This is a genomic window from Flavobacterium fragile (genome assembly GCF_023634865.1).
GTDB lineage: Bacteria > Bacteroidota > Bacteroidia > Flavobacteriales > Flavobacteriaceae > Flavobacterium > Flavobacterium fragile.
The window spans coordinates 211,672-234,105 of record NZ_JAMLJN010000002.1 but is presented as its reverse complement, the minus strand read 5'-3'; the positions used below and the strand labels follow the sequence as shown (position 1 = coordinate 234,105).

The window sequence follows — 22,434 nt, the reverse complement described above, 5'->3', positions numbered from 1 at the left end:
TTTAGTACTTGAACTATTTTAAAAGTTTTTTAAGTTCTTCTTTGAAAGTATCTCTTGGATAGAAGCTCGGATCATGTTTTTCTCCAGCTGGAGTAACAATTTTTGCAACAGCATTTTTTCTATCCCAATCAATTTGATTAACAGGCTCGAAAAATTGGAAAAATAAAGTATCCTTAGTCTCAAAAGACTTATCTCCGTATGTCATTTTGAAAGCGTTTACCTTAATTTCTTTTTGGTTTTTATTAACTCCAAAATCCAATCTTAAATGTGTTGGATAAACATCACTTGGTAAATCAAAACTTACTGTTTGATTTACATCACTCCCTTTTACTACAGACCAAACCGATTGTAAATCATTATAGTTAGGAGTTAAATCTTCTGAATAAAATATTTGTAAACTATCATCTTCTTTTATTAACAAATCAAGTGCTATACTTAGATGATTTGATTTAACCTCTTGATCGGTTAAAACTTCTGGATTGTCAACTTTATCTTTACAAGACATTATTGACAATAAGAACAATACAGATAAGAATTTTAATTTCATAAATAATCTATTTTTTTGGCAAATGTATTTCATTTAAGTTAATTTTCATTATTTTTTTAAAAAAATTTATCCTCTTTATTTCATGAATTTTAACAATAAAAAAACCTTTAAAAATGAATAACTAATCATTAATAAATTATGATTCTACCTCTAAATAGTTCTGCTACAGATATTATTGTAGGTATATTTTCTAAAACAACATTTCCTGTTGCACAGATTTTCCCTTCTATTTTTTGAATTGGATATACAAACATATCATTAGAACCTCTATGAAATACCTTTATATTTTGTCCGATCAGATTTTCCCCATAAAATCTTCCGTTACCAAAATAAAAATTCAAAAGCATTTCTTCACATTGTCCAGTTACATAAAAATTGGAAACGCCATTACTTTCAATAACCAATTGATCATTAATAACTTGTATATAAAAATCACCGGTCCCAGCACCATCTCCATCATCTCCAATAGAAAATAAGCGAATAATTGGTGAGTGTAATACCCCTTCTGTTTCTATCTTTTGTTCGGTTTTACAATGCAATTCTAATTCTTGTATCAAAGGCAAAATAGTTCCATCAGGAACTGTCACATAAACCTTTGTTGGCCCATAATCTCTTGCAATATTACAAGTCGAATTGTCTTTAACAACAAGCATATCACCACTTAAACTAACTTCTAAATCATCGATAATGTTTTCCGATGTTACTATTTTTACATCGTAATTTGGTCCCTCTTTAATCACCAAACCCACGCCTTCGTAAACTTTTATTTTTGTAAAGTTTTCTAGTGGAAACATTTGCGTAATTTGATTGCCATTTCCTTTAAAACAATCTTCTGAAATACCACAGCCTGTTACCATTATTAACAAACACAAAGTAACTATATGTAAAGTAATTTTTCTCATCTTATAATCGCACTCCTAATGTAGCTTCAATAGCTTCTGCTCTTCCGCCATGCGTTTTTAATCCAACTCCTGCAAAGAAGTTTTTGTAAAGATAATATTTTGCTCCTATTCTTTGATAAATATCAATCTCATAATCAAATGGTTTGTATACGTAATATCCTAACTGGGTTTCAATTGATAATTTATTTATAAATAATTCGTGACCCACAAATAACCCAATCCTTTTATAATCGGTTTCAGGATCAGTGTAAGATTTATGACCTTGTGGAAATGCTACAGAAACAAACTTAATATAATCTTGTAAATATCGAGATAAGAAAACATCGGTTCCAATTTGTAAAGCACTTTTTCTTCCCACTCTTTTGTCGGCATACAATCCAAAGTGATAAAATTGACGCTGTCCTAGTTGGGGAACCGGTCCTTCTGAAATGCCCGTTCTAAAAGCAATGTTGTATTTTATTCGCTCTTTATAAAACTCTTTTGAAGGCAATGAATCAACCATAAACTCTTGTTTGTCATTGAAATTATAATTCAATCCTACGTTAAAAGCTATCGTATTAATTCCACTGTTTGGTGCTTTAAATCTTCCGTTAGAAAAATGGGTTAACATAAAACCTGCCTGTAAACCAATTTTATCTATGATATTCTCTTTTTTATATTGCAATAAAAAATAGGTATTGTCCATTATTTTAGTTCCAAAAGCATTGTTTTTATTGTTGGTTTCTTTATCGTACGGATTTGAAGTCATTCCAATACCTTGCGAAATTCGGAACATCAATTCACGCTTAAAAAAATAGAAATTATAATGTACTCCAATGGCATGATTGACTCCTAAATACTGGTTTTTGAAATCTAAATAATGATAGGAAATCCCATAATCTGGATAATTATACACCTGTTGCCATTCTTTTTTTCCAAAGGTTTTCCAATTGTAACTTAACAGAAATCCATCAGGATGACCAGAAATTAAATGACTTACATCTTCTGTATGTTTTACAATATTTCCTCTAAAAAGTTGCGCATCAAAATATCCCGGAGAAGATTCTTGTGAAAAAGTGTATAAAAAAGAAAAGAAAAAAAGTATTGGGAATTTATTCATGCTTTTACAATTGGTTTAAACAGGATTTTAAACTTGTTTTCCAATCGTTTATAGTTAGATTGAAAGTGTTTTTAATTTTTGTTTTATCTAAAACACTGTAAAAAGGGCGTTTTGCAGGAGTGGGATAGGCTGAAGTTGGAATCGGTTTTAAATCAATTGAGATTCCTTTTTGATGAAATATTTCAGCCGCAAAATCATACCATGAACATTGCCCTTCATTTGAGAAATTGTAAATTCCAAAAGTTGAAGAATGTTTTGGAAATTGGATAATTTTTATTAAAACTGCTGCTAAGTCAACAGCATAGGTTGGAGTTCCTATTTGATCATTTACAACAGACAAACTATCTCGTTCCGAAGCTAACCGCAACATGGTTTTCATGAAATTAGTTCCAAATTGTGAATATACCCAAGAAGTTCTGATAATAAAATGTTTTTCCCAATTGGCTTCAACCGCTTGTTCTCCTTGTAATTTTGTTAAACCATAAACACCACTTGGAAAAGGCACATCGGTTTCTGTAAGTCCCAAATTATTTTTTAAAGGCAATCTCAGTTCTCTATCATAATAGGCGATTCCTTCTGAAAAATAGGCATCAAAAACAAAATCAGTCGAAATATGAATTAGAATGGTATCATACTTTTGGCAAATAATGGCTAAGTTTTCTGGTCCGTTTGCATTGATATCAAAAGCTTTAGATGGTTCACTTTCGGCTTTATCAACAGCTGTGTATGCGGCTGTATTGATACAAAAATGAGGTTTATAGGTTGAAAAAACTGCTTGACAATTTTCAAAATTTGTAATATCTAATTCAGAAGAAGAACAAAACACAAAATCTATTTCAGGATAATTTCCAGAAATAGATTGAATGGCTTGCCCTAACTGACCATTAGCTCCTGTGACTAAAACTACCATACTTTTTTAGCATTTTCAAGATTAGGTAAAACTTGGTCTTTTTCAGAAATTATCAAATCTTGTAAAGGAAAATTCCAAGTAATATTAACAGTTTCATCGTTATAGATTAATCCACCTTCACTTTCTTTATTATAGAAATTATCGCATTTATAAAAGAAAGTTGCTGTTTCCGATAACACTAAAAATCCATGAGCAAAACCTCTTGGAATAAAAAATTGTTTCTGATTTTCTGACGAAAGTAATACAGCTTCATATTGACCATATGTTTCCGAATTTGGACGTAAATCTACCGCAACATCTAAAACTTCACCTTGTAATACACGAACTAACTTAGCTTGCGCATGTTCGCCACATTGATAGTGCAAACCTCTCAAAACACCTTTTGTAGAAAACGATTGGTTATCTTGAACGAAGGTTATTTTTTGCCCTATGCCTTTCTGAAAAGTCTTTTCATTAAAACCCTCCATGAAGTAACCACGTTCGTCTTTGATTATTTTAGGTTCCAGGATGAAACATCCTTTTAGTTTAGTTTCTGTAAATGTCATAAAAATAATGTGTCAATGAGACGATATATCAATGAGCCAATTACCATCATCAGCTTATTGAATATTGGTATATTGGCTAATTAAATTAGGCTGATTAAGTGTTTTCCGTATCCACTTTTTAACAAAGGTTCGGCTAATGCTCTTAACTGATTCGCGTCGATAAAGCCCATTTTGTATGCTGCTTCTTCAATGGCGCCAATTTTCAATCCTTGACGTTCTTCAATAACTTCAACAAATTGTCCTGCTTGCATTAAAGATTGAAAAGTTCCGGTATCTAACCAAGCGGTTCCTCTATCTAAAATACTAACTTGTAACTTACCGCGATTCAAATATTCTTTATTAACATCCGTGATTTCTAATTCGCCTCGGTGACTTGGTTTAATATTAGCTGCAATATCTAAAACATCGTTATCATAAAAATAAATACCCGGAACGGCATAGTTAGATTTGGGTTGAGCTGGTTTTTCTTCAATTGACAGCACTTTACCATCTTTATCAAAATCCACCACGCCATAACGTTCAGGATCATGCACATGATACGCATAAATAATACCGCCGTCTGGATTATTATTAGCTTGAAGTAATTCCGCTAAACCAGTTCCGTAAAAGATATTATCACCTAAAATTAGGGCTACTTTATTTTTTCCAACAAATTCTTTGCCTATAATAAATGCTTCAGCTAATCCGTTTGGATGTTCTTGAACTGCGTACTCAAATCGACAACCTAATTTACTTCCATCGCCTAATAATTGACGAAATAAAGGTAAATCATGTGGTGTTGAAATGATTAAAATCTCACGAATTCCAGCCCACATCAAAGTTGACAACGGATAGTAAATCATAGGTTTATCATAAATAGGCATCAATTGCTTACTCACCGCCAATGTTAAGGGGTGTAAACGCGTACCTGAACCTCCTGCTAATATAATTCCTTTCATTTCGATTCCAAATTTATAGGTAAATACTTAATAGATATCCCGTACATATCTCATATAAACCCAATGTTTTGTTTATTGATTTTGATACTTCTCTAAATACCAGCCAACCGTTTTTACAATTCCAGATTCAAAGTTTTCGTCTGCTTTCCAACCTAATTCAGTTTCGATTTTTGTTGCATCGATGGCATATCGTAAATCGTGTCCTGGTCTGTCTTTTACGAAAGTAATTTGTTCTTTATAACTTCCGGATGCTTTTGGTTGCATTTCGTCTAAAATAGCACAAACTTTATCTACAATGTATAAATTATTGCGTTCGTTTCTACCTCCAATATTATAGGTTTCTCCGGGTTTTCCTTTTTTGAAAGCCAATTCAATTCCTTTACAGTGGTCTAACACATACAACCAATCACGAACGTTTTTTCCATCACCATAAATCGGAATATTCTCTCCTGAGATGGCTTTACGTATGATGGTTGGAATTAGTTTTTCGTCATGTTGTTTTGGTCCGTAGTTATTTGAACAGTTGGTAGTCACCACATTCATTCCGTACGTATGAAAATAACTTCTTACAATCATATCAGAACCTGCTTTTGAGGCAGAATAAGGACTATTTGGAGCATACGGAGTCGTTTCTTCAAATAATCCCGTTTCTCCTAAAGTTCCATAAACCTCATCGGTAGAAACATGATGAAAACGAGAATTTTCAAATGCTACATTATATTGATTTGGTGCCGACATCCAAAGTTTTCGTGCAGTGTCTAAAAGATTAAACGTTCCTAAAACATTAGTTTTAATAAATGCTTCCGGACCCGAAATTGAGTTATCTACATGACTTTCTGCAGCAAAGTGAATGACATCGTGAAATTGATATTTTTGGAACAATTCCTCAACAAAATTTCTATCGCAAATATCGCCTTGAACAAATGTATATCTCGAATGATTAGCTACTTCTTTAACATTATCCAGATTTCCCGCATAAGTAAGTAAATCTAAATTTACCAGATGATAATCAGAATTATTTTCTAAAAAATAAGGAACAAAATTAGCGCCTATAAAACCAGCACCGCCTGTTACTAAAATATGTTTCATTATTGTTGTTCTCTTTTAAGTAATTGTTTTTTATAAAGTGATATAAATCCGAAAAATAATAAATAAACAAAAATTAAAAAAAGAGGAAGAACAAATTTCATTTTATTATTTAAGCCTTCAGATTTAATTAAATTAGTAATTATGCTTATATCCTTTATACAAAATTTAATATTTTCTAAATTTATTTTTTGTGCCGCAATTTCATTTATCAATGAATTTTTCAAAGAAAACAAGTCATTAATTTCGCTATTTTCATTATTATAAACCAAATTTGAAGTGTTTTTTTCTTTTGAAAGATTAACAGATATTTGATTTATCAATTTATCTATCTGGAAAATTTGTTCTTCATTTTTCTTAATTTTAATAAGAGTATTTTCTTTAGTAATAGTCAATAACTTGTTTAAGTATTCATCTGTATTTAAATATTTTAAAATTTGCTTGACCACCTCATCATTTTCTATTTTATTATTAGTTGTAATTAATATTTTATGATGTGGATAATTCTTACTTGTTTTTTCGTCTTTAATAATTTTATTAATATCTTCATTTTCAGACATTAATTTAATTAATTCAAAATTCTGAGAGTTTTTTGTACTTCCATCAATTATCGTATTAGAATTTACCAATGTATAAATATCGATAATGGGCTCAACTTCTATGTTGATAATTTTGTTTGAATTATTAATTCCAATTGTTTTGATAAATTTTTTATCGTCTTCTTTTATTTTGGATTTTATTAATTCAATTTTTGAATACAAATAATCTACACTTCCAAAATTAGGAGACACAATAATTTCGTGATTATATGTTTTAGATTTTTTATCTAGATAATAACCGAATATAAAACCAAAAATTAATAAAATTCCAATAAACAAACTCTTCTTTTTTAGGAAGAAAATGAAATCAAAAAAAGTATCAAATATTGTTGAAAAAAAACCTCCAATTTTTGAAAAAACCTGACCTAAATCAATCTCTTGATCTTGAGAATTTGTACTCATTTAAACTTATTTTACGTTAAAGATTTGTTCTAATATTTTAATTGTAATTAAATACGTTGGTTTTACTCCAGTGGTTCCTAAACCTCCTGATGCTAATGTGCTTCCTGTTTCTAAAGGGTTATCAGAAGCATAATAGGCATATCTAACTTTTACATTAGGATTAATACTTTTTCTAATCTTAGAAGCCGATTGAATTGCTTTTTGATAGTAAGCACCTTCCATTTCTAAACCAATTGCTTGCCAAGTGGACTCATGGAAAAACTTCAATAAATCTCTGTTTTGTAACGATGTCCCTAAGACCGTAATCATTGGCCCAGCAAAAACCGGAATTCCATTTCCTTCAAACATTTCCTTAGTTAACTCGTTTTCAAATGGATAATTATCAGCGGTACCTTCATTTACGTGAGCGCACGGAATCATAATATCGCCTTTTCCTCCTTCTAAAATACCCGCTTTACCCATAATTGAAACCGATTCTACATTCAAGAAAATCTTGTTTTTCTTTTCAACTTTGTAAGGCTTCAATAGCTCATCAATCGTTTCAAAAGCTTGCTCACCAAAAGCATAATCCATCACAATAATAACCGGTTTTTCCTTAGCTAATTTAGCATCAGCAAAAATGGTTTTCTTGAAATCAATTTTAGCGGTATCAAAAATTTGAACGTCGATATTCGTTCCTGATGTATCGGGTAATGAAATCATTCCTTGAGTTAACGCAAATTCTTCTACTTTCTTGCGTAACTCTTTGTTTGCCGAACTACTTAAATCCTCAAATATTTGAAATTCAGGTGTGTTTTTGTATTTTTTTCCCAATACAGGTTCTGCAAAAAGTGAATTCATCACACTGTGCATATTCGCACTAATAATGTGAATTGGTCTTTCAATTAAATCGTTTTCTAGTAAAACTTCTTTAATAGTTGTAGCCCAAATATCGCCATAAATATGGTGTCCAAGTCGTTCTCTCAAAATTGGACTGAATGTAATCGTTCTCTTATTATTGTCCACCACTTCTTCTATGGCTAATTTTCCTAACCAATAAATCACATGTAAGAAACGATCTGGGGCATCAGCTGTAGCGAAGTCATCATAAATATCTTGAACTTCCGCAAAAGTTCTTCCTAAAACATTAGCTGCATGAGAAATTGCTTTTTCGCGATCAATTAAACTCAACTTTTTAGTTTGTTTTACAGCTAATTCTAATTTTTGCCAATCGCGAGAAACTGCACCTTCATCATCAATTAAAACTCTGTCTTTAATCTTATGCGATTCGATAAAGATAAACGTTAAATGCGTCAAAATATCATAAATATCGGAACGTCCACGTGTGATTTCCACATTCATTTGTTCGTCGTCGATACGGTAACAGTTTCTTCTTCTTTTTGGTGGTACAATCGCTTTAAAATGCGAATTCGAATAGCCTTCATCTGAAGTTAAATTGATGTAACGGCATTCTTCGATTCCAATAGGTAAACGTTCAATTACGTATAAAAGTCCGTTTAATTCTACTTTTTCTTCGGCAATAGAACCGTAAATTTCTGGTCGAAGCGATAATAAAGCTTCTCTCAATGTTTCTCCTGAAACACCCATTGGCTTATAAAAACCTCTGTTAAATAAATGTCTCATGGTAATGTACAGTCGTTCAATAGCTGCTGACGACTCTTGCGCTCTTGAGCGCGAAATGTTTTTAATGTCTTTCATTAATTTTTATATTTTCTAACCTACAAATGTAGTGTTTTTTATTTTAGTTCGATAAAATCAGGTTTATTGAAGGCTCATTTACACTTATTTTCTCTGAATTATTTCCTGCTTGCTTACTCCATTTTCCATACGCATACGTGTAAAAAAAGTCTCTATCTACATAATTATACAATACATAAGGTTGGTATTTGGTACCGGTTTTATTACTTTCAATTAACAGCTTTTCATACGCCACAAACATTCCTTTTTCTGGGAAAACCAAATCAAATTGCGAAATATTAAAACGATGTTTGATAACCCCTTTTTTCAAGGTAACAATGTAATCTTTAGTTAACAATTCTTCGCCCGGAAATCCGTTTTCATCTACACTATAAAAGTGAAGTTTTATTGTCGCATCATCTATTCGACTATCAGTAAAAATAGTAACTTCTTTTATAAACTTTGTTTTACTGTACGAAGCTTGATAAGGAAAAAACTTCGCTTCGATTTTTGGTCCGTTATCAAACGATTGAAAAATAGCGTTCTTGATGTCGCCAATTTCAATTTGCTTGGATTGCTTTTTATTTAAAATCACCACTTCTCTTAAATTGTAAGTGGTAGGTTTTAAAAACACTTCCGAAATTTCACTTCCTTTCAAGGTTTTTCTTTCGTACCCTAAAACCGAAATCACAATGCTTTTTTGTTTTGAAGCTTCTAAAAAAAACGTGCCATCCGCTTCCGAAGTAGTTCCAACAGTTTCATTCTCCACCCAAATATTCACAAAAGGAATCGGTTCGCCTGAAATACTGTCTTTGACGACGCCACGGATTTGTGCGGAAAGGGAAAATGAGATAAAAAAGAAAAATAAGGTTTTCATTAATTTGTTAGTATAAGGTTTATTGCAGGTGTGTTAACTTTATTATTCCATTCTTTTTTGAAATTAGAAGAATGTCTTTTATGCTTATACCATTTCCCTTTTGAATAAGTAAATGAAATTTCATCAGGTGAATGATTGATTACTAATGATGGTGCGTAGTTTTCTAAACTTACTTTTTGTTTTGTTTTTGTGTCTTTATAAGTAAAGAAATATTTATTCTCTTCAATAATTAACCATTCCAAGCCAATTACCAAGCCACTTTTTGGAAATTCAATGTTATAGTGAGAAACATCTATGGTGTTTTTTTTCATTCCTCCTTTTACCGTAACAATTATGTCTTCATTTATTAAATCTTCGGATGGAATTGAATCATTAAAACCAAAAATTCTTATTTTAATCTTTGCGCCTTTAATATCGCTATTTGAGTAAAAAACAATTTTCTTAACAAATGGAGTTTCCTTATACTTATCGTCATAATTGAATAACTTAGCATAAATCCATGGTTTATTTCCCGATAATTGACTTATATGAACTTTATCAGCATCACCAATTTCTAATTCTTTAGTTTTTTTTTGATTTAAAACCATCACTTCTTTCAACTCAAAAACTTTTGGTTTTAATAAAATGATCTCGCTTTTTGATGATATTTTTTTTGTTTCATAACCCAATGCCGAAAAAACTAACAACTTTTCGTCTTTTATATCCAATGAAAAACTGCCGTTTGTTTCCGAAGTAGTTCCAACAGTTTCATTCTCTACCCAAATATTTACATACGGAATCGGTTCGCCAGAAATACTGTCTTTGACCACGCCACGGATTTGTGAAAACACAAATTGGGAAACGATAAGAAAAAACCAAATCAGTCTTTTATCTTTCATCTTTATTCTTTTGTCTCAAAAAACTGAGCAATCTTTCTATCGTTACTTAATCTTGGTAATTTATTTTGTCCTCCTAATTTGCCTATCGATTTCATATACTCTTGGAAACCGTTTTTTGGAACTTTTGTGATAACTAATGTTCGCAACACATTCCCAACAATCAAATCGTCATAATATACGTTTTGTTTGCGCATAGCAGCGTCTATTTTTAAAGCAAAATCTTCTAAATTGGTTGGTTCATTTTCAAATTCGATAAACCATTCATGATACGGTAAACCTTCGGTTGGTGTAATTTGTGGCGCAACTGTGAATTCGTTTACACAAATATCTGTACCTTCCATCGCCTCTTTTAGTGCAGATTCCACTTCTTTTCCGATAACGTGTTCCCCAAAAGCAGAGATATAATGCTTGATTCTTCCTGAAACGATAACTCGATACGGTTTTAAACTCGTAAACTGAATCGTATCGCCAATATTATAAGCCCAAAGTCCGGCATTAGTGGAAATGATTAAAACGTAATTGACACCTAATTCCACTTCACCTATTGTATAACGCTTTGGGTTCTCGGTGAAAAATTCATCGGCTTTAATGAATTCGTAGAAAATTCCGGAATTCAATAGTAGTAACATGCCTTTTTCCTTCTGCGAATCTTGATAAGCAAAAAAACCTTCAGAAGCTGGAAACAATTCTATCGAATCAACTTTTCTTCCAATTAAATTTTCGAATTTCGCTCTATAAGGTTCGTAATTTACTCCTCCGTAAATAAACAAATTGAAGTTTTTAAAGATTTCGCCCACAGGTTTATTTGCTTTTTCCTTCAACTTTTCAAAATACATTTGCACCCAAGACGGAATTCCAGAAATCACCGTCATATTTTCCTTGAAAGTTTCATCTACTATGGCATTGACTTTGGTTTCCCAATCTTCAATACAATTGGTTTCCCAACTTGGCATGCGGTTTTTTTGTAAATATTTCGGAACAAAATGCGCTACAATTCCAGATAATCTTCCGAGTTTGATTCCGTTTTTCTCTTCTAAAATAGGACTTCCTTGCAAGAAAATCATTTTTCCGGATACAAAATCGGCTTTTCCAGTTTCATGAATATAACTCAAAATCGCATTTCGAGCAGCTTGAATATGAAACGGCATTGATTCTTTAGTGAGTGGAATATATTTGGCACCCGAAGTAGTTCCTGAAGTTTTAGCGAAATAAAGCGGTTTTCCTTTCCAAAGCACATTTTCTTCGCCTTTTACGACTTTATCAACATACTGCTTCAAAGCTTCGTAATCGCGAACGGGTACTTTTTGAACAAAATCGGAATGGCTCTTTATCGAACCAAAATCGTGGTCTTTTCCAAATTGCGTCTGAGTTGCTTCTTTGATTAATTCTTGAAACACTTTTTGTTGGGTTTCAATAGGATTACTGGCCCATTTTTGAGTTTTGGTATGAATTCTTTTAGCAAATAATTGGGCTGCAAAAGCTTTTAGTGACATGTTAATTGAAATTGATAAATTGAGTTGGATCAATTGGGAATCCGTCTTTCCATAATTCGAAATGTAGTGTCGCACCCGAATTTTGAATCGTATTTGCATTTCCAGCGAGGGCAATAACTTCACCTGATTTCACTGTATTTCCTTGTCTTTTAGTTACCGAAGCCGCATTTTTATAAACCGATAAAATGTCGTCTTTATGACGTACAATCACCACATATCCTGAACTTGGTGTCCAATCTGAAAAAATAATGGTTCCAGCTGCTACGGCTTTTATCGGTGTGTTATTCGTAAGTGCAATGGTAACGGCCAAATGTTTATTTCCAGCATTATATTTTTGTAACATACTTCCTTGTGCTGGAGGAAACAAGACAAAACTTACTTTAGGTTTTGAAGATTCAAACACGTTGTATTTATCTTCTTTTATAACTTGATCGCGAAGTTCTTTCTCCTTTTCAGTTGGAGCTAGTTCTGATAAATCCAATTCAGCAGCATCTAAAGCTTTTATTGAATCTTTATTCAACTTAGCATATTCTAAATCGCCAGTAAGTACTTTTTTTATGGAAGCAATATAGGCATTATTAATCTTCACTGATTTTTCCAAAGAGTCAGATTTTATTGCCATTTCCAAGGCTTCTTGCTTCAATTTTGAAGAAGCGTAACCCGGAATATATTCGCGTAAAGGAGTAAATGCAATGATATAAGTAGTAACAAAAATAATTAAAATGGCACCTACACTTGCTACAACAAAGACATTCATCAAATTTAATTTTAATGAAAAAGTTTCTTCAAATGTATCTTCATTTAGAATAACTAAACGTCTCTTATTGAATAATTTTCTTAATAAAAGTTGTCTTTTTAGCCTTTTATTAGCCATTTTCTAAACATATTAATTACACAAATATACTAAATACAACGGGTTTCTTATTTCGATTTGCATAATTAATCGTTAAAAAATAATCATTTATCATTTTCTTTATATCTTTGCGGTGTACTAGAATAGAACAAAAGTTATAAAATCACAGATATCATGGGAAAATTAGGTTTAACAGAAATATTAGTCATTTTAGCAATAGTTTTACTGTTGTTTGGTGGTAAAAAAATTCCAGAACTAATGAAAGGTTTAGGATCGGGAATTAAAGAATTTAAAAATGCAGCTAAAGATGACCAAACTGCAAATACAAATTCTAAAAAAGAGTTAGAAACTAAAGAAAAAGAATAGTTTTCTTTACAATATTTAAAATCCCAAATTCCTTCTAGTATAGTTGGTATTTGGGATTTTATCTTTTTAGACCATTATAAAATCATTGTTAACTGAATTCTCTTTCTAGCTTCATCCACCTCAACGACTTTTACTTGCACATGTTGGTGCATTTTTACCACTTCGTTTACATCCGAAACATAGCCTTCTTTTAGTTGGGAAATATGTACCAAACCACTTTCTTTGATTCCTAAATCTACAAAACATCCAAAAGCGGTAATATTATTTACGATTCCAGGTAAAATCATATCGTTTTTTAAATCAGAAATCGAACGAACATTAGGATCAAATTCGAAAATTTTAGCAGCTTTTCTTGGGTCTAAACCTGGTTTTTCGAGCTCTTTTAAAATGTCTTTTAAAGTTAAAATTCCGATTTCAGCTGTAATGTAATTCTCAGGTTTTATTTGAGCGATTTTTTCTTTGTTGGCGATTAATTCATTGGTTTTGATTCCTAAATCTTTAGCCATTTTTTCCACAATAGGATATGCTTCTGGGTGAACAGCGGAGTTGTCCAACGGATTTTTACCATCGCGAATTCTAATAAAAGCTGCGGCTTGTTGGTAGGCTTTTTCGCCTAAACGCGGTACTTTTTTCAATTGCTTTCTGTCTTCAAAAGGTCCGTTTTCCGAACGATAAGCCACGATATTTTCCGCCATTTTTTCACCAATACCTGATACATAACTCAACAACGATTTACTTGCTGTATTGATGTTAATTCCAACAGAATTCACGCAACTCATCACGGTGCTATCTAAAGCCGATTGTAATTTGGTTTGGTCCACATCGTGTTGATATTGTCCAACACCAATGGATTTTGGATCGATTTTTACCAATTCTGCCAAAGGATCCGAAAGTCGTCTTCCAATAGAAACCGAACCACGAACGGTTACATCGTAATTTGGAAATTCTTCTCTCGCAATTTTACTCGCAGAATACACTGATGCTCCAGCTTCCGATACTACAAAAACTTGAACGGGTTTGTCAAAAGCGATTTTTTTAATAAAAAATTCCGTTTCACGAGATGCTGTTCCGTTTCCAATAGAAATGGCTTCAATATTATACGCATTCACCATCGAACGGATTTTTTTCATCGCCATGGCCGTGTCGTTTTGTGGCGCATGTGGATAAATGGTTTCGTTATTTAATAAATCACCTTTTTCATCCAAACACACAACTTTACAACCGGTTCTGTAACCTGGGTCGATGGCTAAAATTCGTTTTTCACCTAATGGTGGCGCTAACAACAACTGACGTAAATTTTCGGAAAACACATCGATGGCTTTGATATCGGCTTTGGCTTTGGCTTCTTGCAAGGTTTCGTTTGAAATAGCAGGTTCTAACAAGCGTTTGTAGCTATCTTTAATAGCTAATTCCAAATGTTCGGTAGCATCCGAATTTTTATTTTTGATAATATTTTCTTCAATAAAATCTAAAGCTTCTTCTTTTTCGATGGCAACATTTAGTTTTACAAAACCTTCCGCTTCAGCACGCAACATGGCTAACAAACGATGCGATGGCGCTTTGGAAATCGGTTCTGCCCAATCAAAATATTGGGAGAATTTTTGAGCTGCTTCGTCGTCTTTTTTGGTTTTAACGACTTTAGTTGTGATTTCAGCTTTTCGTTGGAACATTCTACGAAGATTTTTACGAATAAAGATATTTTCGTTAATCCATTCTGCAATAATATCACGAGCGCCTTGTAAAGCTTCGTCTTCGTTTTTAACGTTTGCATTCAAATATTTGGAAGCTAAAAACTCAATATCCTCATTTTTTTGACTCATAATGATTTTTGCCAAAGGCTCTAATCCGTTTTCACGAGCGACATCGGCTTTGGTTTTTTTCTTCTTTTTGTAAGGCAAATAAAAATCTTCCAATTCTTGTAAATCGAAACTGTTTTCAATTTTAGATTTCAATTCTGGTGAAAGTGCATTTTGCTCTTCAATCGATTTTAAAATGCTTTCTTTTCGCTTGATGATTTCGTCAAATTGCTTGTTTAATTTCGAAATGGCTTCGATTTGTACTTCATCTAAATTTCCCGTTTGATCTTTTCGATAACGCGAAATAAACGGAATCGTACAATCTTCAGAAAGTAATTTTATAGTAGCTTCAATGCTTTTCGGAGCAATGTTGGTTTGGTTTTGAATGAATTGGATATTGGTCATTGTGAATAAAATTGAACTGCTAAAATACTATCTTTAGACAAAATTCTTAGCTTTTGGAAGTAATATTAATTTATTTGATTGTGATTAACAGCCTTAGTTTTTTAACTTTTGGCTACGATAAATGGCAAGCTAAAAACAATAAAAGACGCATTTCGGAATTCAATTTGCTTTTATTTGCAGGTGTTGGTGGAACTATTGGAGGATTAATAGGAATGAAATTTTTCAAACACAAAACCAATAAGTTTTCTTTTAAATTAGCTTTTAATGCGATTGCGATACTTCAGGTTGTTCTATTGTATTTCGGAATGCAAATGTTTAAAAGCTAAACCAATATTCTCAATAACATCGGTTATTAACATGCTCTCTTCGCTTTGTCTTTGAAGTGTAATATCAGCCGCCAATCCGTGAAGATAAACGCCTAATTTGGCAGCTTCTAATGTTGTATAACCTTGGGCTAAAAAAGAAGTAATCATTCCGGTTAACGCATCACCAGAACCGCCTTTTGCTAAACCTGAATTTCCAGTAGTGTTTTCAAAATTCTGAATTCCATTAGTTATAAAAGTTTTATGTCCTTTTAAAACAATAACACAATTTAATTCCTTGGATTTTTGAATTGCTGTAATTCTTCTATCTGATTCTGAATCATGTTCGCCAAATAAACGGTCAAACTCTTTTGGATGTGGTGTTAAAACAAATGGAAAATTAAAGTTTTTCCAATCGACTTTATATTTCGCAATTAAATTCAAAGCATCGGCATCAAAAATAACAGGAAGTTTGTTTTCGTATAATTCGTAAATATATTGAAGGCTGATTTCATCTACTCCAATTCCGGGACCAATTCCAATAGCATTAAAAGATGATAAATCGTTCATCACACAAGAATTGGCATACATCGCTTCAGGAATCGAATGGAAAAGTACACTTTTATTTTCAGGAGAAAAAGCTACTGTTAATAACCCAACACCAGAACGTAAACAAGCTTTAGCGGCTATTATAGCAGCACCCATTTTATCTGAACTTCCTGCAATTAACAAAGCATGACCATGTGTTCCTTTATGAGAATCACATGGACGTTTTTTATAAGTGTTTTTTATGCAATTCAAATCTAATTTTATGACTTCCATTTGAATTGATTTTAAGTTTTGGATTATTTACAAGCGATTTTTTTCACGCGATTTGCATGTCTTCCGCCTTCAAATGGTGTATTTAAAAACGTATCTACCATTTCTATAGCTTGCTGAATAGAAGTATAACGCGCTGGAATACTAATAATATTAGCATCATTATGTTGACGTGCTAAAGCAGCGATTTCTTTTGTCCAACATAAAGCAGCACGAATATCTTGATGTTTGTTAGCAGTCATAGCAATTCCGTTTCCTGAACCGCAAATTACGATTCCTAAATCAGCTTTTTTACTTTCTACATCGTAGGCTACTGGGTGACCAAAATCAGGATAATCAACACTATCAAAAGTATCAGTTCCATGGTTATAAACCGTATATCCTTTTTCTTCTAAGAATTCAACAATAGCTTTTTTATAATCTGGACCAGCGTGGTCGTTTCCAATTGAAATTTTCATAAGTTGTTGTGTGTTTTGTATATGCAAAAATACTAAAGATTAAGGAGTATTAATAATATGATTCGGATTTTGATATTTTTTTAACCAAATCATTTAAAACCAATGAATTATGTAATAAAGTGAACTAAAAATTACACATTGTTAATTTCTTTACGTAAATCACTGATAATCAATTAACCTTAATTTAACACTAATTGTTAACAACTTTGAATAGAAAATAAGAAGTTTTTTTTGGTTGTTAATTAAAAAATTGTAATCCAAAACCGGAATTAAAAATCCTAATTTAGTTTTATGAATTTTTAGAAAAGTTATCAATAGAAAAAAATGAGTTTTCAACAGAAATCAACAATTGAAGTTATTTACAAAACAAATATAAAATCAAATTTTAACAACTGTTAATAACTATAAATTAAACAATTTAGAAAGTCTTATTTTCAGTTCTTTACTAATTTTTTAAATTGTTAATTACGTTGTATAAGTAGCGATAACTTTTAAAAACGACTTCTGTAAAAAAACTTATTCCACATATTAACACGCTATAATAACCATCATAAATTTAAATTTAATTAAAAATATTTTTTGTTGTTTTTAATATATGTTGAAAACTTTCAGCTTTTAAAAAATTAAACAATTTTTAAATGATCGTCTTCGTTTAGTTTTTTTAGAATTTCTTTTACGGCTTCTTCATCATTTTGATGTACCTTCAATTTAATACCACCGTAAGCTATGGTTGCAAAGGGATCAATTCCAACGATAGTTTCGTTTTCAAAAAAGTAAGCAATACCTTCTTGTTCTAATAAATTTTTAATAATTAAAGTTTCGTGTTGGTAGTTAAAAACAGCAACGGTTACAAAATTTTCCATTTAAATTAATTTACTCTATAAAGTTACGATAAGTTATTTTTATATTAAAACTGAAATACATTTTCGTTTTACATTGTTGTATTTTGTAACTTTAACAAATAATTGAAAATGATACAATGAGTAAGAAACCAAAAAAATTAGGAAAGAAACCAAAAGATTTTACTGCACAAATATTTAAAATACTTTCAAGAGAACCTTCTAAATCTTTTAATTACAAGCAAATAGCTGCTGTTTTAGAGTTAAGCGATACCAAAAGCCGAAACGAAATAATTAGAGATTTAAAAATACTTAAAGCACAAGATAAAATTCACGAAACGGAAATTGGAAAATATCAAATTATTTCTAAATCCGAATATTACGAAGGAATTGTTGATATGACTTCTCGTAAAACAGGTTACTTTGTTTGTGACGAATTAGAAGACGACGTTTTTATTCCGTTTATTAATTTAAATCATGCTTTAGATGGTGATAAAGTAAAAGCGTATATCTACAACAGAAGAAGTTCCCGTAAACCAGAAGCTGAAGTTTTAGAAATTTTAGAACGTAAAAAAACAGAGTTTGTTGGCGTTATTGATATTCAAAAAAACTTTGCTTTTGTAACGACTGCTAATGCTAAAATGTATACTGATATTTTCATTCCAAAAAATAAAATTGGTGATGCTGAACATGGTGATGTTGTTTTAGTAACTTTAGAAGATTGGCCTAAAAAAGCCGATTCTCCTTTTGGTTCCGTCATTAAAGTGTTAGGAAAGCCAGGAGAACACAATACAGAAATTCACGCCATTTTAGCTGAATATGGTTTACCATATGATTTTCCAATTGAAGTAGAAGCGTATGCAAATAAAATTGATACTTCAATCACAGAAGAAGAAATAAAAAAACGTCGCGATATGCGTGATGTTTTAACCTTTACGATTGATCCAAAAGATGCTAAAGATTTTGATGATGCGTTATCGTTTCAAGTCTTAGAAAATGGAAATTACGAAATTGGAGTTCATATTGCCGATGTTTCGCATTATTTACAAGAAGGAACCATTTTAGATGATGAAGCTTATAAAAGAGCAACTTCGGTTTATTTAGTTGATAGAGTAGTTCCAATGTTACCAGAAGTGTTATCTAACTTTGCTTGTTCACTTCGTCCTCATGAAGAAAAATATACATTTTCAGCTGTTTTTCAATTAAACAATAAAGCAGAAGTTTTAGATGCATGGTTTGGAAGAACGGTAACGTATTCTGATCAACGTTTTGCGTATGAAGAAGCACAAAGTATCATCGAAACAAAATCAGACGTAATTCCAGCCGAAATTTCATTAACTGGAAGCGAATATATCGTTCCAAAACCAATTGTTGATGCTACACTTAAAATGGATGAATTAGCTAAAATTCTTCGTAGAAAAAGAATGGCAGCTGGAGCAATTTCGTTTGATAAAGTAGAAGTAAAATTCAATTTAAATGAAGCAGCAGAACCAATTGGAGTTTACTTTAAACAAAGTAAAGATGCGAATCATTTGATTGAAGAATTCATGTTATTAGCGAATAGAAAAGTAGCGGAATTCATTGGAAAACAAAAGAAAACTTTCATTTACAGAATTCACGATGAACCAAATGAAGATAAATTAATCAATCTTCAAACTGTGATTGCTAAGTTTGGTTATTCGATTAATTTCAAATCTAAAAAAGATATTTCGAATTCGTTGAATAATTTACTTTCAGAAGTTGTTGGTAAAAAAGAACAAAATTTAGTAGATACGTTAGCCATTCGAAGTATGAGTAAAGCGGCGTATTCCACAGAAAATATTGGTCACTACGGATTAGCTTTTGATTATTACAGTCATTTTACTTCACCCATCCGTCGTTATCCAGATGTTATGGCACACCGTTTGTTGCAACATTATTTAGATGGTGGAAAAAGTGTAAGCGAAGAAGAATATGAAGAAAAATGTCAACATTCTTCACAAATGGAAGCTTTAGCCGCTCAAGCCGAACGCGATTCTGTGAAATACATGCAAGTAAAATACATGCAAGATCATAAAGATCAAGAGTTTTTAGGTGTAGTTTCTGGTGTTACGGAATGGGGAATTTATGTAGAAATCATCGAAAACAAATGCGAAGGAATGGTAAGAATTCGTGAAATAAAAGACGATTATTACACCTTTGATGACAAACAATATGCTTTAGTTGGTGAAGTTTCTAAAAACATTATACAATTAGGCGATGAAGTTTACGTTAAAGTAAAAAATGCCGATTTAGTGAAAAAACAATTGGATTTTCATTATTTGAGAAAGAGATAGTAATTAAGTGATTAGTGAATAGTAATTAGTGAATAGTTAAACTTAAAGTTGTTATTTCGACGTGAGGAGAAATCTTATCATAAGATGAAGTTAGTTGAATTTATAAAAAGAAATATTTCAGTTTTTAGTGTTATTTCTTTCTTACTTTTTGTAATCACGATACATTTAATTTGGCAAGAGTTTAATTTTAATACAATTTCTTTTTATGAAGTTTTTAAATTAAAACTCCAATTTTTAATTGTTATAGTTATTTTACTTTTCCTTGATTATTTTTTTAAAATTTTAATCAAAAATAGATTGATTTTAAACCTTTTAGAATCAATAATTATAGCATCAGTATATATTTTTTATTACTTTAAATAAATTAAAAACATATGAAAAACTCATTTTTAACCTTTATAACTTGTTCCATTTTTTCATTTGGAATAGCACAAACCGAAAAAAATGTTGGTGATTTTACCAAAGTAACCGCTTTTGATAAAATTGATGTCAACTTAGTAGCTTCATCTGAAAACAAAATAGTTTTAACTGGAGCAAATTCACAAGAAGTAGAATTAGTAAATAAAAATGGCGAATTAAAAATCAGAATGCCTTTAACTAAAATGTTAAGTGGTGACGATGTTTCTGCTACGGTTTACTTCAAAAAAATAGATGCTTTAGAAGCCAATGAAGGAAGTAGAGTTTCGTCTAAAGATGAAATCTCAGCTATTAATTTTAATATAATTTGTAAAGAAGGTTCTGAAATTAAATTAACTAATTTACAAGCCGATAGATTACAAGTTCGAGTTTCGCAAGGAAGTATTGTAACTACAAAAGGAGTAGTAAAAAACCAAGATATTGTATCGAATTCAGGTGGAAAATACGATGGTCAAGATTGTAAAACACAACAAACTGTAGTAACTGTAAATGCCGGTGGAATAGCTCAAGTATATGTAACAGATTTAGTAGATGCGAAAACAAGAGCTGGCGGTGAAATCAAGATTTACGGTAAACCAAAACAAATCAACGAAAAGAAAATCGCTGGAGGAACAATTGAACAAGCAAAGTAATTTGATAATAATTTCTTAACTTCGTACTTCCAACATTTAACTTCGTACTTTGTACTTACAAGATATACTTACCGCAATTCCTTGGGGACTTTTGTTAGCTTTTTCAATTGGTCCTGGTTTTTTTGTATTACTTGAAACTAGTATTACTAAAGGGTTTAGAGCTGCTTTTGTTTTTGACTTAGGAATTGTTTTTGGTGATATTATCTTTATTTTAATAGCTTATTTAAGTACCAATCAACTACTAGAACAATTAAAAGATAATCCAACTTTGTTTATTATTGGTGGAATTATCATGTTGGTTTACGGTTTAGTTTCTTTTATCATGCTAAAACGTAATTTTAAAAAACAGCAAGATGAAGAACAAGACTATGATAACATTCCAAAAAAGAATTATTTTGCCTTGTTTTTTAAAGGTTTTTTATTGAATTTCATTAACATTGGAGTACTAGGTTTTTGGATGATGATTATCATTACCTACGGACCACAAATGGAAATGAATACCCAACGTATTTCGATCTTTTTTGCTGCAATTTTAGCTTTTTACTTAGCTTTTGATGTCGCTAAAATTCTATTAGCAAAACAGTTAAAACACAAATTAATTCCAGCAAACATCTATAAAATTAAACGAGTAATCAGTTTAGTTATCTCTATTTTTGGATTGTTTTTTATTCTACAAGGTTTCTTTCCAAAAGAAAAAGAAATGATAACGAATAAGTTATTACCTGATACTACCGTTACTGAATAATATATTCCATTGTTTGTCATCCTGAACTCGTTTCAGGATCTAATTAACTCTTAAAATTCTCCCAAAAAAAAACCTCCAAGTTTCCTTAAAGGTTTTTGAGGCATCGCCCGAAATATCTTTAATTAATTTTTCCTAAAAATTATTACATAAAAAAAGAGCTATTATTTCTAGTAACTCTTTAGAGGCATCACCCAGATTCAATATATCTTTTAATTAATTTTTTCTAAAAATTATCCCATAAAAAAACCTCCTAATTTCTTAGAAGGTTTTAGAGGCATCGCCCGGATTCGAACCGGGGTAGACGGTTTTGCAGACCGCTGCCTAGCCGCTCGGCCACGACGCCATTGTTGAACGGACTGCAAATTTACATTTTATTTCTTCTTTTCCAAAAATATTAAGCATTTATTAAGTACAAATATTTAGTTTTAAAGTTTAATTTTGTTCAAAACAAATAGTTGATTAATTATGAAGAATTTACGTTACTTAAAACCTATATTTAGTTTTTTTTTAATTGGTTTGTGTATAACCACTATT

Annotated in this window: 22 protein-coding genes and 1 tRNA gene; 5 read left to right on the top strand and 18 right to left on the bottom strand. The window is 31.3% G+C overall.

What is annotated here, in order from left to right:
* Positions 1 to 13 precede the first annotated feature (13 nt).
* The 13 genes from NAT47_RS03500 to NAT47_RS03440 all read right to left on the bottom strand — a co-directional run bounded on the left by NAT47_RS03500 (position 14) and on the right by NAT47_RS03440 (position 12,827).
* The gene (locus NAT47_RS03500) at positions 14 to 547 is read right to left on the bottom strand and encodes a hypothetical protein (protein WP_250580337.1); all 534 of its coding nucleotides are present in this window, start codon (positions 545 to 547) and stop codon (positions 14 to 16) included.
* A gap of 128 nt (positions 548 to 675) precedes the next feature.
* Positions 676 to 1,449, bottom strand: a complete 774-nt coding sequence (locus NAT47_RS03495) for a GIN domain-containing protein (protein ID WP_250580336.1) — start codon at positions 1,447 to 1,449, stop codon at positions 676 to 678.
* Between the two features lies 1 nt (position 1,450).
* Positions 1,451 to 2,548 (bottom strand): acyloxyacyl hydrolase, encoded by a 1,098-nt coding sequence (locus NAT47_RS03490; RefSeq protein ID WP_250580334.1) that lies wholly within the window; start codon positions 2,546 to 2,548, stop codon positions 1,451 to 1,453.
* 4 nt (positions 2,549 to 2,552) lie between these two features.
* The gene (gene rfbD, locus NAT47_RS03485) at positions 2,553 to 3,458 is read right to left on the bottom strand and encodes a dTDP-4-dehydrorhamnose reductase (RefSeq protein ID WP_250580333.1); all 906 of its coding nucleotides are present in this window, start codon (positions 3,456 to 3,458) and stop codon (positions 2,553 to 2,555) included.
* Positions 3,452 to 4,003, bottom strand: coding sequence for a dTDP-4-dehydrorhamnose 3,5-epimerase (gene rfbC / locus NAT47_RS03480; protein ID WP_250580332.1), 552 nt, complete (start codon positions 4,001 to 4,003; stop codon positions 3,452 to 3,454). The genes rfbD and rfbC overlap by 7 nt, the downstream gene beginning before the upstream one ends.
* A gap of 80 nt (positions 4,004 to 4,083) precedes the next feature.
* Positions 4,084 to 4,941: a glucose-1-phosphate thymidylyltransferase RfbA gene (gene rfbA, locus NAT47_RS03475; protein ID WP_250580331.1), complete on the bottom strand. Its 858-nt coding sequence runs from the start codon at positions 4,939 to 4,941 to the stop codon at positions 4,084 to 4,086.
* Positions 4,942 to 5,013: 72 nt separating this feature from the next.
* Positions 5,014 to 6,030 carry a dTDP-glucose 4,6-dehydratase gene (rfbB, locus tag NAT47_RS03470; protein ID WP_250580329.1) on the bottom strand — a complete coding sequence of 339 codons (1,017 nt, stop codon included), beginning with the start codon at positions 6,028 to 6,030 and terminating at the stop codon, positions 5,014 to 5,016.
* The gene (locus NAT47_RS03465; RefSeq protein WP_250580327.1) at positions 6,030 to 7,028 is read right to left on the bottom strand and encodes a hypothetical protein; all 999 of its coding nucleotides are present in this window, start codon (positions 7,026 to 7,028) and stop codon (positions 6,030 to 6,032) included. Before NAT47_RS03465 ends, rfbB begins: the two co-directional genes overlap by 1 nt.
* A gap of 6 nt (positions 7,029 to 7,034) precedes the next feature.
* Positions 7,035 to 8,726 (bottom strand): DUF6909 family protein, encoded by a 1,692-nt coding sequence (locus tag NAT47_RS03460; RefSeq protein WP_250580324.1) that lies wholly within the window; start codon positions 8,724 to 8,726, stop codon positions 7,035 to 7,037.
* 43 nt (positions 8,727 to 8,769) lie between these two features.
* Positions 8,770 to 9,582, bottom strand: a complete 813-nt coding sequence (locus NAT47_RS03455) for a carboxypeptidase-like regulatory domain-containing protein (RefSeq protein WP_250580323.1) — start codon at positions 9,580 to 9,582, stop codon at positions 8,770 to 8,772.
* The gene (locus tag NAT47_RS03450) at positions 9,582 to 10,460 is read right to left on the bottom strand and encodes a carboxypeptidase-like regulatory domain-containing protein (RefSeq protein WP_250580321.1); all 879 of its coding nucleotides are present in this window, start codon (positions 10,458 to 10,460) and stop codon (positions 9,582 to 9,584) included. Before NAT47_RS03450 ends, NAT47_RS03455 begins: the two co-directional genes overlap by 1 nt.
* Positions 10,461 to 10,462: 2 nt before the next feature.
* Entirely contained in the window at positions 10,463 to 11,953 is a 1,491-nt protein-coding gene (locus NAT47_RS03445) for a GH3 auxin-responsive promoter family protein (protein WP_250580320.1), read from the bottom strand.
* 1 nt (position 11,954) lies between these two features.
* Positions 11,955 to 12,827 (bottom strand): murein hydrolase activator EnvC family protein, encoded by an 873-nt coding sequence (locus NAT47_RS03440; protein ID WP_250580318.1) that lies wholly within the window; start codon positions 12,825 to 12,827, stop codon positions 11,955 to 11,957.
* 153 nt (positions 12,828 to 12,980) lie between these two features.
* On the opposite strand from NAT47_RS03440, the gene NAT47_RS03435 reads away from it, so the two are divergent.
* Complete coding sequence (locus tag NAT47_RS03435; RefSeq protein ID WP_250580316.1) at positions 12,981 to 13,172, top strand: twin-arginine translocase TatA/TatE family subunit; 192 nt, start codon at positions 12,981 to 12,983, stop codon at positions 13,170 to 13,172.
* 74 nt (positions 13,173 to 13,246) lie between these two features.
* Here NAT47_RS03435 and NAT47_RS03430 read toward each other — a convergent pair whose 3' ends face one another.
* The gene (locus NAT47_RS03430; RefSeq protein WP_250580314.1) at positions 13,247 to 15,373 is read right to left on the bottom strand and encodes a Tex family protein; all 2,127 of its coding nucleotides are present in this window, start codon (positions 15,371 to 15,373) and stop codon (positions 13,247 to 13,249) included.
* Between the two features lie 53 nt (positions 15,374 to 15,426).
* Here NAT47_RS03430 and NAT47_RS03425 point away from each other — a divergent pair, with 53 nt between their 5' ends.
* Positions 15,427 to 15,699 carry a DUF1294 domain-containing protein gene (locus NAT47_RS03425; RefSeq protein ID WP_250580312.1) on the top strand — a complete coding sequence of 91 codons (273 nt, stop codon included), beginning with the start codon at positions 15,427 to 15,429 and terminating at the stop codon, positions 15,697 to 15,699.
* Here the strand turns inward: NAT47_RS03425 and NAT47_RS03420 are convergent.
* From NAT47_RS03420 to NAT47_RS03410, 3 genes are all read right to left on the bottom strand, one after another.
* Positions 15,664 to 16,497: an NAD(P)H-hydrate dehydratase gene (locus NAT47_RS03420; RefSeq protein ID WP_250580310.1), complete on the bottom strand. Its 834-nt coding sequence runs from the start codon at positions 16,495 to 16,497 to the stop codon at positions 15,664 to 15,666. The two genes, NAT47_RS03425 and NAT47_RS03420, sit on opposite strands and share 36 nt — an antisense overlap.
* 23 nt (positions 16,498 to 16,520) lie before the next feature.
* Positions 16,521 to 16,952: a ribose 5-phosphate isomerase B gene (rpiB, locus tag NAT47_RS03415; RefSeq protein WP_250580307.1), complete on the bottom strand. Its 432-nt coding sequence runs from the start codon at positions 16,950 to 16,952 to the stop codon at positions 16,521 to 16,523.
* A gap of 623 nt (positions 16,953 to 17,575) precedes the next feature.
* A complete protein-coding gene (locus NAT47_RS03410; protein ID WP_250580301.1) occupies positions 17,576 to 17,815 on the bottom strand; it encodes a putative signal transducing protein in 240 nt (79 codons plus the stop codon).
* A 116-nt stretch (positions 17,816 to 17,931) separates the two neighbouring features.
* Here NAT47_RS03410 and rnr point away from each other — a divergent pair, with 116 nt between their 5' ends.
* The 3 genes from rnr (at position 17,932) to NAT47_RS03395 (ending at position 21,900) form a co-directional block, all read left to right on the top strand.
* On the top strand, positions 17,932 to 20,106 hold the full coding sequence (gene rnr / locus NAT47_RS03405) for a ribonuclease R (protein ID WP_250580293.1): 2,175 nt from the start codon (positions 17,932 to 17,934) through the stop codon (positions 20,104 to 20,106).
* Positions 20,107 to 20,480: 374 nt separating this feature from the next.
* A complete protein-coding gene (locus NAT47_RS03400; RefSeq protein ID WP_250580285.1) occupies positions 20,481 to 21,155 on the top strand; it encodes a head GIN domain-containing protein in 675 nt (224 codons plus the stop codon).
* Positions 21,156 to 21,204: 49 nt separating this feature from the next.
* Positions 21,205 to 21,900 carry a LysE family translocator gene (locus tag NAT47_RS03395; protein ID WP_250580281.1) on the top strand — a complete coding sequence of 232 codons (696 nt, stop codon included), beginning with the start codon at positions 21,205 to 21,207 and terminating at the stop codon, positions 21,898 to 21,900.
* Positions 21,901 to 22,172: 272 nt separating this feature from the next.
* Here NAT47_RS03395 and NAT47_RS03390 read toward each other — a convergent pair.
* Positions 22,173 to 22,243, bottom strand: a tRNA-Cys gene (locus tag NAT47_RS03390).
* Positions 22,244 to 22,434 lie beyond the last annotated feature (191 nt).

Coding starts and splice junctions, on each gene's coding strand:
- NAT47_RS03500 (WP_250580337.1), bottom strand. CDS start 547: ATGAAATTAAAATTCTTATCTGTATTGTTCTTATTGTCAATAATGTCT.
- NAT47_RS03495 (WP_250580336.1), bottom strand. CDS start 1,449: ATGAGAAAAATTACTTTACATATAGTTACTTTGTGTTTGTTAATAATG.
- NAT47_RS03490 (WP_250580334.1), bottom strand. CDS start 2,548: ATGAATAAATTCCCAATACTTTTTTTCTTTTCTTTTTTATACACTTTT.
- rfbD (WP_250580333.1), bottom strand. CDS start 3,458: ATGGTAGTTTTAGTCACAGGAGCTAATGGTCAGTTAGGGCAAGCCATT.
- rfbC (WP_250580332.1), bottom strand. CDS start 4,003: ATGACATTTACAGAAACTAAACTAAAAGGATGTTTCATCCTGGAACCT.
- rfbA (WP_250580331.1), bottom strand. CDS start 4,941: ATGAAAGGAATTATATTAGCAGGAGGTTCAGGTACGCGTTTACACCCC.
- rfbB (WP_250580329.1), bottom strand. CDS start 6,030: ATGAAACATATTTTAGTAACAGGCGGTGCTGGTTTTATAGGCGCTAAT.
- NAT47_RS03465 (WP_250580327.1), bottom strand. CDS start 7,028: ATGAGTACAAATTCTCAAGATCAAGAGATTGATTTAGGTCAGGTTTTT.
- NAT47_RS03460 (WP_250580324.1), bottom strand. CDS start 8,726: ATGAAAGACATTAAAAACATTTCGCGCTCAAGAGCGCAAGAGTCGTCA.
- NAT47_RS03455 (WP_250580323.1), bottom strand. CDS start 9,582: ATGAAAACCTTATTTTTCTTTTTTATCTCATTTTCCCTTTCCGCACAA.
- NAT47_RS03450 (WP_250580321.1), bottom strand. CDS start 10,460: ATGAAAGATAAAAGACTGATTTGGTTTTTTCTTATCGTTTCCCAATTT.
- NAT47_RS03445 (WP_250580320.1), bottom strand. CDS start 11,953: ATGTCACTAAAAGCTTTTGCAGCCCAATTATTTGCTAAAAGAATTCAT.
- NAT47_RS03440 (WP_250580318.1), bottom strand. CDS start 12,827: ATGGCTAATAAAAGGCTAAAAAGACAACTTTTATTAAGAAAATTATTC.
- NAT47_RS03435 (WP_250580316.1), top strand. CDS start 12,981: ATGGGAAAATTAGGTTTAACAGAAATATTAGTCATTTTAGCAATAGTT.
- NAT47_RS03430 (WP_250580314.1), bottom strand. CDS start 15,373: ATGACCAATATCCAATTCATTCAAAACCAAACCAACATTGCTCCGAAA.
- NAT47_RS03420 (WP_250580310.1), bottom strand. CDS start 16,497: ATGGAAGTCATAAAATTAGATTTGAATTGCATAAAAAACACTTATAAA.
- rpiB (WP_250580307.1), bottom strand. CDS start 16,952: ATGAAAATTTCAATTGGAAACGACCACGCTGGTCCAGATTATAAAAAA.
- NAT47_RS03410 (WP_250580301.1), bottom strand. CDS start 17,815: ATGGAAAATTTTGTAACCGTTGCTGTTTTTAACTACCAACACGAAACT.
- rnr (WP_250580293.1), top strand. CDS start 17,932: ATGAGTAAGAAACCAAAAAAATTAGGAAAGAAACCAAAAGATTTTACT.
- NAT47_RS03400 (WP_250580285.1), top strand. CDS start 20,481: ATGAAAAACTCATTTTTAACCTTTATAACTTGTTCCATTTTTTCATTT.